Origin of the sequence: Pullulanibacillus pueri, from assembly GCF_014639255.1 — a bacterium.
GTDB classification, from domain to species: Bacteria; Bacillota; Bacilli; order Bacillales; family Sporolactobacillaceae; genus Pullulanibacillus; species Pullulanibacillus pueri.
This window is the reverse complement of record NZ_BMFV01000016.1, coordinates 51,584-64,314: the sequence shown is the minus strand read 5'-3', so window position 1 is coordinate 64,314 and position 12,731 is coordinate 51,584. Positions and strand designations below refer to the sequence as shown.

16 protein-coding genes are annotated in these 12,731 nt (G+C 40.9%); 15 read left to right on the top strand and 1 reads right to left on the bottom strand.

The window, feature by feature from the left end; genetic code table 11:
- Nucleotides 1-305: 305 nt before the first annotated feature.
- The 7 genes from IEV91_RS11385 (at nt 306) to IEV91_RS11360 (ending at nt 5,097) form a co-directional block, all read left to right on the top strand.
- The gene (locus IEV91_RS11385) at nt 306-839 is read left to right on the top strand and encodes a hypothetical protein (RefSeq protein ID WP_229745553.1); all 534 of its coding nucleotides are present in this window, start codon (nt 306-308) and stop codon (nt 837-839) included.
- A 46-nt stretch (nt 840-885) separates the two neighbouring features.
- Entirely contained in the window at nt 886-1,104 is a 219-nt protein-coding gene (locus IEV91_RS11380) for a hypothetical protein (RefSeq protein WP_000682242.1), read from the top strand.
- Nucleotides 1,079-1,402 (top strand): hypothetical protein, encoded by a 324-nt coding sequence (locus IEV91_RS11375; protein WP_000034851.1) that lies wholly within the window; start codon nt 1,079-1,081, stop codon nt 1,400-1,402. The genes IEV91_RS11380 and IEV91_RS11375 overlap by 26 nt, the downstream gene beginning before the upstream one ends.
- On the top strand, nt 1,395-2,531 hold the full coding sequence (locus IEV91_RS11370) for a DUF2800 domain-containing protein (protein WP_055742214.1): 1,137 nt from the start codon (nt 1,395-1,397) through the stop codon (nt 2,529-2,531). Before IEV91_RS11375 ends, IEV91_RS11370 begins: the two co-directional genes overlap by 8 nt.
- Nucleotides 2,532-2,535: 4 nt before the next feature.
- On the top strand, nt 2,536-3,084 hold the full coding sequence (locus tag IEV91_RS11365) for a DUF2815 family protein (RefSeq protein ID WP_188497527.1): 549 nt from the start codon (nt 2,536-2,538) through the stop codon (nt 3,082-3,084).
- Between the two features lie 78 nt (nt 3,085-3,162).
- Complete coding sequence (locus IEV91_RS22140) at nt 3,163-3,417, top strand: hypothetical protein (protein ID WP_505891284.1); 255 nt, start codon at nt 3,163-3,165, stop codon at nt 3,415-3,417.
- A 108-nt stretch (nt 3,418-3,525) separates the two neighbouring features.
- Complete coding sequence (locus IEV91_RS11360) at nt 3,526-5,097, top strand: DNA polymerase (protein ID WP_505891283.1); 1,572 nt, start codon at nt 3,526-3,528, stop codon at nt 5,095-5,097.
- Nucleotides 5,098-5,195: 98 nt separating this feature from the next.
- Here IEV91_RS11360 and IEV91_RS22090 read toward each other — a convergent pair whose 3' ends face one another.
- Nucleotides 5,196-5,279 carry a hypothetical protein gene (locus IEV91_RS22090; RefSeq protein WP_373284432.1) on the bottom strand — a complete coding sequence of 28 codons (84 nt, stop codon included), beginning with the start codon at nt 5,277-5,279 and terminating at the stop codon, nt 5,196-5,198.
- Between the two features lie 102 nt (nt 5,280-5,381).
- Here IEV91_RS22090 and IEV91_RS11350 point away from each other — a divergent pair, with 102 nt between their 5' ends.
- From IEV91_RS11350 to IEV91_RS11315, 8 genes are all read left to right on the top strand, one after another.
- A complete protein-coding gene (locus IEV91_RS11350) occupies nt 5,382-6,299 on the top strand; it encodes a class I SAM-dependent methyltransferase (RefSeq protein ID WP_040036588.1) in 918 nt (305 codons plus the stop codon).
- Nucleotides 6,300-6,559: 260 nt separating this feature from the next.
- On the top strand, nt 6,560-7,312 hold the full coding sequence (locus IEV91_RS11345; protein WP_188497526.1) for a phage antirepressor KilAC domain-containing protein: 753 nt from the start codon (nt 6,560-6,562) through the stop codon (nt 7,310-7,312).
- On the top strand, nt 7,312-7,746 hold the full coding sequence (locus IEV91_RS11340; protein ID WP_042357516.1) for a DUF7768 domain-containing protein: 435 nt from the start codon (nt 7,312-7,314) through the stop codon (nt 7,744-7,746). Before IEV91_RS11345 ends, IEV91_RS11340 begins: the two co-directional genes overlap by 1 nt.
- A gap of 8 nt (nt 7,747-7,754) precedes the next feature.
- Nucleotides 7,755-10,109, top strand: a complete 2,355-nt coding sequence (locus IEV91_RS11335; protein ID WP_229745551.1) for a virulence-associated E family protein — start codon at nt 7,755-7,757, stop codon at nt 10,107-10,109.
- Between the two features lie 219 nt (nt 10,110-10,328).
- Nucleotides 10,329-10,610: a VRR-NUC domain-containing protein gene (locus tag IEV91_RS11330; RefSeq protein ID WP_053995412.1), complete on the top strand. Its 282-nt coding sequence runs from the start codon at nt 10,329-10,331 to the stop codon at nt 10,608-10,610.
- Entirely contained in the window at nt 10,591-11,952 is a 1,362-nt protein-coding gene (locus tag IEV91_RS11325; RefSeq protein ID WP_229745549.1) for an SNF2-related protein, read from the top strand. Before IEV91_RS11330 ends, IEV91_RS11325 begins: the two co-directional genes overlap by 20 nt.
- Entirely contained in the window at nt 11,949-12,170 is a 222-nt protein-coding gene (locus IEV91_RS11320) for a hypothetical protein (protein WP_239541324.1), read from the top strand. Before IEV91_RS11325 ends, IEV91_RS11320 begins: the two co-directional genes overlap by 4 nt.
- Nucleotides 12,167-12,580, top strand: coding sequence for a DUF1492 domain-containing protein (locus tag IEV91_RS11315; protein WP_033826692.1), 414 nt, complete (start codon nt 12,167-12,169; stop codon nt 12,578-12,580). Before IEV91_RS11320 ends, IEV91_RS11315 begins: the two co-directional genes overlap by 4 nt.
- Nucleotides 12,581-12,731 lie beyond the last annotated feature (151 nt).

Genomic DNA, 12,731 nt, shown 5'->3' with positions numbered 1-12,731 from the left:
TGTCAGCTGAGGATTTCAGATGTCCAAATTAATAAAATTTAAATAGATGGTAAGACAAGCTTACTTTTAGCAAAAAAGAAAAACTCGTTCGCTTACCAGCTATAAAAATATCAAATGCCTGATTTGCAATAAGGGCAAAGGATACATATTGTTACGTTTCAGTCCGTTAAGGATTGTTATGCGTTGCAATAGAAGTACCTTACCTTGTTGCGCTCATTTTCAGGACAAAGGGTCTGTGTACTTCGAGGCACAGACCTATTTTTGTATCCTTTGCCGCCAATGCAGTCCGGCGGAAAGGATGCAAAATGAAAATTAGAATTATGTACGACAACAAACCTACCTATTTGGAGGTACCAGACGAGGACTTTACTTTAATGATTGATGCAGATTACGAGGACAGGCTATCCTGTGCCGAAGATAAGGAAACGGTAACTCGTCGTTCACCACAGGAGATTATGGACGAGCGTTTTAACAAGCCCGACTACAATAACTGGCACAAGTTTGATAGAAACAGAGGGATGCCAAAGAAGCCATTCCGTAAAGATGACCAAGCTGTAGATGAAACCGATCATATGGACTATTTCTCTGATAACACACATGAAGAGACTCGTGAGAAAAAAGAAGAATATGAGTATTGCTGTGAGATTATTCGTACCATTCTTAAGCCGAAACATTCAGAACCTTTTATTGCTGTATATCTTGATGGCATGTCAATGACCGACTATGCAAAAAGTGTGGGTGTAAGTAAAAGTGCTATTTCACACCGTTTAGATACAGCCAAGAAGAATTTCAAAAAAGTTTTTCCAGAATCCTCAACTTTTCCCTCTTGCCACGGCTAATAGATAGAGGGCAGCAAATAAACGCTCTCGGAAAGAGGTGAAGAACATGAAACACAACTTAAAAATCAGTGTTTCAAAAACTCCACAATCTGGCGGGATTGTTTCCTGTCGTAATGTCACCATAAGGGAGCGTTTCCTCCGTTTCTTACTTGGTGATAAGCAGAAACTGACTATCCTTGTTCCGGGTGACACCGTACAGGAACTCGCCATTAGTGAGATTAAGGAGGGAGGATTAAACCATGAGCAAAATCAAACTACTTCTTGATGTGGTTTCAGATATGCGCTCTTTGGCAGACAGCATACAAGCGGTTGCCGATGCAATGGCGGGCAATGAACCTGTCGAAGCAAAAGAGCCGACTTCACCTGTAAAAGAACCTGCGCCAAAGAAAAAGGAGATCACTCTAGAGGAAGTAAGAGCAAAACTCGCTGAAAAGAGTCAAGCCGGTCTTACTGCCCAAGTGAGAGAAATCATCCAAAAATACGGTGGCTCTAAATTAAGCGAAGTTGACCCGAAACATTATGCAGATATGTTGAAAGATGCGGAGGTACTAGGGAATGAGTGATCACGCAGTACTTTCCGCATCGGGGTCCCATAGGTGGCTGAATTGCCTTCCATCTGCAAGATTGGAACTAGAATTTGAAAATAACGAATCCAATGCAGCTGCTGAAGGCACCGCCGCCCATGCTCTTTGTGAACATAAACTTAAAAAAGCACTTCACATGAGAAGTAAGCGTCCTGTTTCAACTTATAACAACGATGAGATGGAAGAACACAGCGATGCTTATGTGGAATTTGTAATGGAGCAGTTTGAACTGGCAAAACAAAGCTGTACGGACCCGTTAATACTTATTGAACAACGTCTTGATTTTTCCTGCTATGTACCACAGGGGTTCGGAACTGGTGACTGCATCATCATTGGCGATAAAAAGCTTCATATTATCGATTTTAAGTATGGCATGGGTGTGTTAGTAGATGCGGTGGATAATCCGCAGATGAAATTGTATGCCCTTGGTGCTTTGGAAATCTACGATAGCCTGTATGATATCGAGGAGGTTTCCATGACCATCTTCCAACCCCGCAGGGAAAATGTCAGTACATGGACAATCCCGGTAAAGGAATTAAAAGACTGGGCAGAAAACGAGCTGAAGCCAAAGGCGAAAAAGGCCTATGAAGGCGAAGGTGACTACCTTCCAGGTGAATGGTGTACATTCTGCCGAGCGGCTGTTAAATGCCGTGCAAGAGCAGAAGAAAAGCTGAAATTAGCACAGATGGAATTTAAACTGCCACCCCTGCTTACAGATTCTGAAATTGAGGAAGTTCTCTCTAAATTGTCCGACCTTACAAAGTGGGCAAATGAAATCATTTCTTATGCTACGGATGCCGCCGTTAATCACGGGAAAGAGTGGCACGGTTTTAAGGTAGTTGAGGGTAGGTCTATCCGTAAATATAAGGACGAAGAGGCTGTGGCTGAAGCAGCCAAGGCAAACGGCTATAAAGATATTTACCGTCAGAGTCTCATTACCCTTACGGAAATGCAGAAGCTGATGGGTAAGTCGAAATTTCAAGAAATCCTCGGTGGTCTCATACATAAACCACCAGGTAAGCCAACGCTGGTTCCACTTTCGGATAAGCGGCCAGCTATGAATATATCAAACGTAAAAAACGAATTTAACGAGATAACGGAGGAATAGGAATATGAATAATCAAAACAGAACGAAGGTTGTTACAAGCGTCAACACACGTCTTAGCTATTTTCACGGCTGGGAACCCGTATCCATCAATGGCGGAGCGGAAAAGTACAGCGTATCTGTATTGATTCCCAAAACAGATAAGGAAACTATCAATGCTATCAATGCAGCAGTAGATGCAGCCATTGAAGAGGGCATTGCAAAGTTTGGTGGTAAAAAGCCGAATAAGGTGGCTATCAAACTGCCACTTCGTGATGGTGATGTAGAACGTGATGATGAGGCTTATAAAGGGCATTATTTTGTAAATGCCAACAGCAAGACTCCACCCCAAATAGTAGATAAAGCAGTCAAGCCTATTCTGGATCGCAATGAGGTATACAGTGGTTGCTATGCAAGAGTGTCACTTAATTTTTATGCTTTCAATTCTAACGGGAACAAGGGGGTGGCCTGCGGACTTGGTAACATCCAGAAGATTAGAGATGGAGAGCCTTTAGGCAGCAGAACCACAGCGGCTGATGATTTCACCACAATTGAAGATGATGATTTCCTAGCATAACAGCTAAAGTACGAATACAAACGGGGTGGTGGAAGTTGTTCTTCTGTCACCTCGTTTGCATTGGAAAGGGTGTAATACATGAATTCTATTTCAATTGATATTGAAACATTTAGTAGTGCCAATCTTCAAAAGTCTGGAGTTTACCGTTATGCCGAGAGTGATGATTTTGAAATTCTACTATTTGGCTATTCGGTGGACGGTGGCGAAGTACAGGTGGTTGACCTTGCCTGCGGGGAGGAAATCCCAGATGAAATTATAAACGGACTTATGGATGATTCCGTTACAAAGTGGGCTTTCAATGCAATGTTTGAGCGTGTGTGTCTATCAAAATGACTTAACCTTACTGAATATCTTGACCCCGCATCCTGGAAATGTTCCATGATATGGTCGGCATATATGGGATTACCTCTTTCTTTGGAGGGAGTCGGGGCGGTTCTAGGTTTGGAGAAACAAAAGCTAACTGAGGGTAAGGACCTTATTAAATATTTCTGTTCACCTTGCTCCCCTACAAAATCTAATAGTGGTCGAGTTCGTAATTTGCCAGAACACGACATTGATAAATGGGAGCGGTTTAAAGTATATAACCTTCGTGATGTGGAAGCCGAGATGTCAATACAACAAAGGTTATCCAAGTTTCTGGTGCCGGAAAATATCTGGAAGGAATATCATCTCGACCAGGAAATCAATGATCGTGGCATTGCCATTGACATGGCTTTCGTAAAACAGGCTGTTGTGATGGATGAACATTCCCGTGAAAAGCTAATGGCTACAATGCAAGAAATAACCAATTTAGAGAATCCAAACTCTGTACAACAAATGAAAGACTGGCTTGCTGACAATGGGCTAGAAACAGATACACTTGGTAAAAAAGCGGTTGCTGAGATGTTAAAGACAGCACCTGAACCACTAGGCACTGTTTTGGAACTTCGACAGCAGCTTGCAAAATCATCGGTGAAAAAATACACAGCAATGGAGAATGCGGTATGTAGTGACGGTCGTGCAAGAGGAATGTTCCAGTTTTACGGAGCCAACAGAACCGGCAGATTCTCTGGCAGGCTGATTCAGCTACAAAATCTTCCCCAAAACCATATGCCCGATTTGGAACAGGCTCGTGCTTTAGTTCGAAGCGGAAACTTTGATGCTCTTACTTTACTCTATGATTCAAACCCAGAGGTACTGTCGGAACTTATCCGTACTGCTTTTATACCACGAGAAGGTATGAAGTTCATTGTGGCAGATTTTTCAGCGATTGAGGCTCGCGTCATTGCTTGGCTTGCAGGTGAAAAATGGAGATTAGATGTATTCCAAAAGGGCGGTGACATCTACTGTGCCAGTGCATCTCAGATGTTTAATGTACCTGTTGAAAAGCATGGTGTGAACGGCCACCTTCGTCAGAAAGGGAAAATTGCCGAACTTGCCCTAGGTTATGGTGGGTCTGTTGGAGCATTAAAATCAATGGGGGCTTTGGAGATGGGAATTGAAGAAGAGGAACTTCAGCCTCTTGTAACAGCTTGGAGACAGTCCAATCCCAATATCACAAAACTCTGGTGGGATGTTGACCGTGCAGTAAAAACTTGTGTTAAGCAAAAGTCTCCCACAGAGACACACGGCATTAAATTTATCTATCAAAGTGGAATGCTCTTTATTGTCCTCCCTTCTGGTAGACGGCTTGCCTATGTGAAACCTCGTATGGGGGAGAATATGTTCGGTGGAGAGTCGGTTACTTACGAAGGGGTCGGAGGGACGAAGAAATGGGAAAGAATCGAAAGCTATGGACCCAAATTTGTAGAGAATATTGTTCAGGCTATCAGTCGTGACATTTTGTGTCATGCCATGCAGACATTAAAGAATTGTTCCATTGTGGCTCATGTACACGATGAAATTATCATCGAGGCGGATATGGAGATGTCACTTCCTGCTATCTGCGAGCAGATGGCTAGGACACCAACCTGGGCAAATGGCCTGTTACTTAGTGCTGATGGTTATGAGTGTCTGTTTTATCAAAAAGATTAAATAAATTGGGTATTCGGATTATCTTGTGGAAAAAGATTAAAAAGACCTTCAACTTTTAAATAACGAAAACAGGATAGCACTATATTTGGTTTGCTTATTTAACGCAGTTTATTAAGACTGCAAATAAGACCACCTCTACAAGTAGATTTATTATTAAAAAAACAAATCGCTTTTATTGACAAATAAATTTATTTGTGCTATAATTTACAGTTAAATTAAATTTGTGTATAATAAGATTCTCCTGGCCAGGGGAATCTTATTTTGTTAAATGGGAGGATTAATTTATGAAGAAGAATGAATCAAGTTTAACTTCCTTAATATCAGCCTTCGGTCGAGCATACCATAGTCAATATGATACACCCAAAATTTTTGATGATTTTATTGCAAAGGATCTAATTACTCAAAAGGAATTTTCAGATATTCGTGAAAACATGATTAAAGGAATTTCATTCTTTAATAAAGAAATTGCAATGAAGTTTCAGGATCAGCCGGATGAAATATTAAAATGGATTACGCAAGTACAACTTTCTCCAATTACTTTAGCACGTGCTGCCTATTGCGAAAATGTATTATTTCATGAAATGTTACTAGGTGTGAAACAGTATGTCATTCTAGGAGCTGGGTTAGATACCTTTTGTTTCCGACATAGCGAACTAAATAACAGCTTAGAAATATTTGAAGTTGATTATCCAGCCACTCAAGACTTTAAAAAGATAAGATTAGCAAATGCCAATTATCAAATTCCAGATAATCTTCATTTTGTTTCAATGGATTTCACCAAAGAATTTACTATTCAAAATCTTGTCGAAGAAGGCTTTATGCTTAACAAAAAAACTTTCTTTAGTCTTTTAGGTGTATCTTATTATTTAACAAAAGAGGAAAATTCCACTTTGATAAATACATTATTTACCAAAGTACCATCAGGAAGTTCTATCGTTTTTGATTATGCAGATGACAAACTTTTTGAAGAAAAAGGAATGTCTAATAGAGTTCAAAATATGGTTAAATTGGCTTCAACTGGCGGTGAGCCAATGAAATCATGTTTTACTTTTGATGAAATAGAGAAAATGTTAGAAAACTCAGGTTTACTTATTTATGAACATTTATCACCTGCTACTATTAATAATCAATTCTTTGGTGATCGTTCAGATTATTTGTCTGCATTCGAAACAATTCATTACATCCATGCTGTAAAAAAATAATTATAAAGTGAAATGCCAACTAACCTCTCAATCTTCCTTAGATTGGGGGGTTTTATTTATTTTATAACTTCTTCTGATAAATAGCCCGTTTGTTGAAGTGAAAAACTGCTGAATCAATCTATAAATCTATATTAATACACAAATTCCACACGATAATCAGAATGCCTAATTAATTTTTTTAAAATCCTCAACAATCATTACCTCCTGTGGCTATTAGGTAGAGGAACTTTCCTCTGACTATATTGCAGGAGGTAATTCGTATGGAAGAATTAGTAAAAATCAATTATGAAAGTCAACGACCAACAGTACTCGGTCGTGATCTACATGAAGCCTTGGAAGTAAAGACCGCTTATAAAGATTGGTTTCCAAGAATGTGTGAGTACGGATTTGAGGAAGGGTCAGACTTTAGCTCATTTTTGAGCGAAAGTACTGGAGGCAGACCAAGCATAGACCATCAGTTAACAATTGACATGGCAAAAGAGCTATGCATGATACAGCGTACTCCAAAAGGGAAAGAGTGCCGCCAATACTTTCTTGAAATTGAAAGAAGATGGAATTCCCCAGAGGCAATCATGGCAAGGGCATTACAGTTTGCTAATCAACAATTAACTCAAGTAAGGAATCAAAATAAAGTGCTTGAAGGTACGGTTGCTGTTCAGAATCAGCAAATTGCAGAAATGAAACCGAAAGTGTCTTATTACGATGTGGTTTTAAATTGTAAAGACCTCATTTCCACATCAGCAATCGCCAAAGATTACGGTAAGTCAGCTATTTGGATGAACCGCTATCTTAATAAAAAGGGCATCCAATTTAAACAAGGCGGCATTTGGCTTTTATATCAGAAGTATGCGGAAAAAGGTTACACCAGCACTAAGACTCATAGCTACCTTGGCAGTAACGGGCAACAGCATACAAAAGTCCATACATATTGGACTCAAAAAGGCAGACTCTTCATTTACGAACTGTTGAAGGCAGATGGTATTTTGCCGCAGATAGAAATGGAGGGTGTGTAATGGGAATCAACAAATTTAACCATGAAGGGTACCATGACCCAACTCCCCATGAAGCACTAACCAACATAATGAGAAAGGAAAAGGCAGAGAAAAAATCTGCCTTTAAGCCGCTTGTATATATCTGTTCTCCCTATTCCGGTGATGTAGAAGGAAACATTAAAAAGGCTCGCAGTTTTTGCAGGTTTGCCTTAGACCAAAACTGTATTCCGATTGCTCCCCATCTTATGTTTCCGCAGTTTATGGATGATGAAAACCCAGAGGAACGAGAGCTTGCCATATTTATGGACATCGTGCTTATGGGTAAATGCTCAGAGGTGTGGGTGCTGGGCAATACCATCTCAAGCGGTATGGCGAGGGAAATTGAAGTAGCCAAGAAACGCAGACAAACGGTCAGGTATTTTAGTCCAGGGCATGAGGAGGTTGAAAGCTTATGAAAATTGCAGTGGGCAATAGCCGGATGGATAGGAAATGGAAAAACAAAGATATCTCCTGGGAGAATTTTTGCTCCCGTGTAAAGACAACCCAACGTACCACTGAAACGGTAGAAGAATATCGGAAACTTAAAAAAGGCCAGCAAGATGATATCAAAGACGTGGGCGGCTTTGTCGGAGGACATTTAAAAGAAGGAAGGCGAAAGAAGGGCAATGTTTTATGCCGTTCTTTGCTTACCCTTGATATGGATTACGGTAGACCAGATATTTGGGAGCAAATCAGTATGCTTTTCGACTACAAATGTTGTGTTTACTCCACTCATAAGCACACACCAGAAAATCCGAGACTTAGACTTATCGTTCCCCTTGCTCGTGAGATCAGCGAAGAAGAATATGCAGCTGTTGGACGTATGGTGGCAAAAGAATTTGGTATTGACCTTTTCGATGATACAACCTATGAGGCGCATCGCCTTATGTATTGGCCATCCACTTCCTCTAATGGTGAATTTGTCTATGAAGAACAGGATGGAGCATTACTTGACCCGAATATTTATCTTTCAAAATATGAAAACTGGCACGATACATCAACTTGGCCCGTATCAAGTAGGCAGTCTGAGGTTATTAATCGTAGTCTTAAAGAACAAGCCGATCCGCTTTTAAAAGAAGGTGTGGTAGGAACTTTCTGTCGTGCTTACTCCGTTCATGAAGCAATTGAGAAATTCTTAGGTTCCGTTTATGCACCATCTGCTATGGAAGGGCGCTATGACTATATTCCAGCTGACAGTAGTGCGGGTGTGATTATCTATGATGATAAATTTGCATACAGCCACCATGCCACCGACCCAGCAAGCGGCCTGCTCCTTAATGCTTTTGACCTTGTTCGTATTCATAAATTCGGCTCTTTAGATGATAGAGCTTCCACGACTACGGCTCCTGGTAGGATGCCGTCTTTTGTGGCAATGTGCGAGTTTTCTATAAAAGATGAAGCGGTAAAAGCTGAGTTCGCAAAGGAAAGGCAGGCTCAGGCTGAAGAGGAGTTTAGTGCTGAGGATTGGCAGACAGGTTTGGAACTAGATAAGCAAGGTCGGATAAAAGACACACTGGATAACATCGTTCTGATTATTCGGCATGATGAAGATTTACAGCATATCGCTTTCAACTGCCATCGTGATGGTATTGATGCCAAAGGTGGTCTGCCTTGGGACCAGATTAAGGCGGGTTGGAATGATTCGGATAACGCACTTCTTAAGGTGTACTTAAGCAGCAAATACGGGGTCTATTCTCCTACCAAGACCAAGGATGCTGTGGTAGCGGTAGCATCAGAACGAGCCTACCATCCTGTTAAGGAGTACCTAGACTCCCTGCCAAAATGGGATGGTATTAGCCGAGTAGAAAATCTACTCATTGATTATTTCGGTGCAACAGATAATTCCTACACAAAGGCAATTATTCGCAAAACGATGGTTGCGGCGGTAGCCCGTATTTATAGACCAGGCACAAAGTTTGATAGTGTTCTTATCTTAAATGGTCCTCAAGGCATCGGTAAGTCAACCTTCTTTGCTAAGCTTGCCGGAGATTGGTTTTCAGACAGTTTGACCATTACGGACATGAAAGATAAATCAGGTGCTGAAAAACTTCAAGGATATTGGTTGTTGGAACTCGGTGAGCTTGCTGGAATGCGTAAGACGGATGTGGAGATTGTGAAGTCCTTTATTTCAAGGGCGGATGATAAATACCGTGCCAGTTATGGGGTCAACGTCGAAAGCCATCCCCGTCAGTGTGTAATTGTAGGTTCAACGAATGCAGAAAGTGGATTTCTTCGAGATATCACGGGCAACCGCAGATTTTGGCCAGTCCGCATTAACGGTAACGGTAAAAAGAAAGCTTGGCAGATGACCAAAGAGGAAGTACAGCAGATTTGGGCAGAAGCACTAGTGCTTTATGAGAAGGGCGAAAAACTCTACCTTGAAGGTGATGATGTATCCATGGCGACGAGTGAACAGGCAGATGCGATGGAAACAGATGAACGAGAAGGACTGGTTCGTACCTATCTAGATACGCTCTTGCCGGATGATTGGGACACGATGTCTTTGTACGAGCGTAGAAATTTCCTTGGCGGTAGCGAATTTGGCGGCGGCACCCGTGTTGGAACAGTAAAAAGGACCCTTGTTTGTAATATGGAAATTTGGTGTGAGTGTTTCGGTAAAGAGGCATCATTGCTAAAGCCTTCAGATTCCTATGCCATCGGTGCCATTATGAGAAAGATCAGTGAGTGGAACAAGTACACTGGGAACAAGAATGGTGTTGTAACGTTTCCTGTCTACGGAAAGCAACGAGCTTATTCCCGAGTCGAGGAACAACGCTAAGTTGTATCTTACCTTGTTCCCATACTTGTTATTTCCCTAAAGTTAGTAATGAAAAGGAAAATCAACGGTTCGGAACAAGTGGAACAAGAAGTAACCTATTTATTTATAAATAATAAAAAGAAGTAATAGTAGCCTGTGCATACACGCATACACGCGCGTATAGGAAAATTGGGTCAAAGTTGTTTTCTTGTTCCGAGCCTTTTTACATGGGAGGTATTTATGCTTGAAAAATATATCGAAAAGAAACTGGTGACTGAGGTAAAAAAGATGGGAGGCATTGCTGCGAAGTTTGTTAGCCCAGGTTTAGATGGGATGCCAGATCGCCTGGTGCTTTTACCACATGGGAAGATGGCATTTGTGGAATTAAAGGCTCCCGGGAAGAAACCTCGACTGTTACAGATTAGAAGAATAAAGCAATTACAGAAGTTAGGCTTTGCCTGCTATGTCATTGATGATGTTAAGCAGATTGGAGGGATACTCGGTGAAATACAATCCTCATAAATATCAGACCTATGCAACGAACTTCATTCTAGAGCATCCCATTGCTGCGGTGTTTTTAGAAATGGGTCTTGGCAAAAGCGTCATTACTCTAACTGCTATATTCGACCTGTGTCTTGATCGTTTTGAAATTGGAAAGGTTCTGGTCATTGCCCCACTTCGAGTAGCTAGGGATACTTGGCCAGCTGAGATAAATAAGTGGGAGCATTTAAAAGGGCTAGAGTTTTCGGTAGCCATCGGCACAGAACAGGAGCGATTGGCGGCTCTTAGGAAACCTGCAAGTGTCTATCTTATAAACAGAGAAAATGTTGATTGGTTGGTAAACAAAAGTGGTATCCCTTTTAATTTCGATATGATGGTCATTGATGAACTATCATCCTTTAAGTCCTATGGTGCAAAAAGATTTAAAAGTTTACTAAAAGTAAGGCCGAGGGCAAAACGAATTGTGGGTCTTACGGGTACACCTTCCAGTAATGGGTTAATGGATTTGTGGGCAGAGTTTCGTATCCTTGACATGGGTAAAAGACTCGGCAGGTACATCACTCACTACCGCAATTCCTTCTTTACACCGGATAAACGTAATCAGCAGATTGTATTTTCATATAAACCATTGCCAGGTGCTGAAGATGCCATATATCGGCTCATTTCGGATATCACCATTTCCATGAAATCAGTGGATTTTCTGAAAATGCCAGAATGCATGATCAATGAAGTGCCTGTGTATCTAAATGACAAAGAACAATCAGTATATGATCACTTTCGTGAAGAGATGGTTCTTGAATTTGCTGATAAGGAGATTGATGCCATGAACGCAGCCGTCCTTTCAGGGAAACTCCTGCAAATGGCAAATGGTGCAATCTACGATGATGATAAAAATCCTCATATTATTCACGACCGCAAGCTAGATGCTATTGAGGATCTAATTGAAGGTGCAAACGGCAAACCTGTGCTTATTGCCTATTGGTATAATCACGATTTAAAGCGTATTAAAGCAAAATACAATGTCAAAGAAATTAAAACTTCCAAAGACATCATGGATTGGAATAATGGTGATATTTCTGTGGCAGTTATCCATCCAGCATCGGCTGGACACGGTTTGAATTTACAAAGTGGAGGTTCAACGCTTATCTGGTTTGGACTTACTTGGAGTCTGGAACTCTATCAGCAAATCAATGCGAGACTTTGGAGACAAGGACAAAATGAGACCGTGGTAATCCACCACATTATTACTAAAGGCACGATTGATGAAGATGTGATGAGAGCCTTGAAACGAAAGGAAAAGACACAATCCGATCTTATCAATGCAGTCAAAGCAAATCTTGGGAAAGCGAGGGAAGTTGTATGATGGACGCTTTTGAAAAACTGGCAAATGCCATTATTCTACAGGCAGTCAAGGATTATCGTTTTGCACTGAAAAGATTAGCAAAACACCCTCGCAATGATTCTGCTTTATATACAAAACGTGAGGTTGAGCGCTTCTTTCATTCTGGATTGTTCAATGTTCTCACCTCCCTAAACCCTGACATGTTAATTCAACAGCTACAAGAGGAGGTGGTGCGATGATGACAGCTAAGGAATTCTTAAAGCAGGCTTATCGCCTGAATGAATTGATTAATTCCGACCTTGAAGAGTTGCAAAACTTAAGAAATCTATCAAGAAGTATTTCATCCCCCATTCTTGAGGAAAAAGTCAGTCGAACCAAGAGTACTGACCCACCCTTTGAAAAATATGTGATTAGAATAATAGATTTGGAGCAACAAATACAGCAAGAAGTTGAACGATTAGTAAAGCTGAAATCAGATATCCGTGAAGCGATTAACCAGATGGAAAACGTGGATGAGAAGCTACTTCTTCGCTACCGATACATTAACTTTCTTAACTGGGAAGAAATCTGTGTCAACCTTAATGTTTCTATGAGAACCGTACACAGACTCCACTCATCCGCTTTGCAACATTTAAAGGTTCCAAAATAAAAAGGAGTAACCGGAAAATAGTGCAGGAAGAGGGTTAAAAGGCCCTCTTCACCATTACCTTAGTCATTGTATGAAAATTACAGTGATTTAAATAATTAGTTTCTCCTTTTTAATGATTATTAAATTAAAATGAGCTGTCAAAACAACAACT

Bases quoted from the DNA above. Each gene is read 5' to 3' on its own strand.
- IEV91_RS11385 (WP_229745553.1), top strand. From the start codon at position 306: ATGAAAATTAGAATTATGTACGACAACAAACCTACCTATTTGGAGGTA.
- IEV91_RS11380 (WP_000682242.1), top strand. From the start codon at position 886: ATGAAACACAACTTAAAAATCAGTGTTTCAAAAACTCCACAATCTGGC.
- IEV91_RS11375 (WP_000034851.1), top strand. From the start codon at position 1,079: ATGAGCAAAATCAAACTACTTCTTGATGTGGTTTCAGATATGCGCTCT.
- IEV91_RS11370 (WP_055742214.1), top strand. From the start codon at position 1,395: ATGAGTGATCACGCAGTACTTTCCGCATCGGGGTCCCATAGGTGGCTG.
- IEV91_RS11365 (WP_188497527.1), top strand. From the start codon at position 2,536: ATGAATAATCAAAACAGAACGAAGGTTGTTACAAGCGTCAACACACGT.
- IEV91_RS22140 (WP_505891284.1), top strand. From the start codon at position 3,163: ATGAATTCTATTTCAATTGATATTGAAACATTTAGTAGTGCCAATCTT.
- IEV91_RS11350 (WP_040036588.1), top strand. From the start codon at position 5,382: ATGAAGAAGAATGAATCAAGTTTAACTTCCTTAATATCAGCCTTCGGT.
- IEV91_RS11345 (WP_188497526.1), top strand. From the start codon at position 6,560: ATGGAAGAATTAGTAAAAATCAATTATGAAAGTCAACGACCAACAGTA.
- IEV91_RS11340 (WP_042357516.1), top strand. From the start codon at position 7,312: ATGGGAATCAACAAATTTAACCATGAAGGGTACCATGACCCAACTCCC.
- IEV91_RS11330 (WP_053995412.1), top strand. From the start codon at position 10,329: ATGCTTGAAAAATATATCGAAAAGAAACTGGTGACTGAGGTAAAAAAG.
- IEV91_RS11320 (WP_239541324.1), top strand. From the start codon at position 11,949: ATGATGGACGCTTTTGAAAAACTGGCAAATGCCATTATTCTACAGGCA.
- IEV91_RS11315 (WP_033826692.1), top strand. From the start codon at position 12,167: ATGATGACAGCTAAGGAATTCTTAAAGCAGGCTTATCGCCTGAATGAA.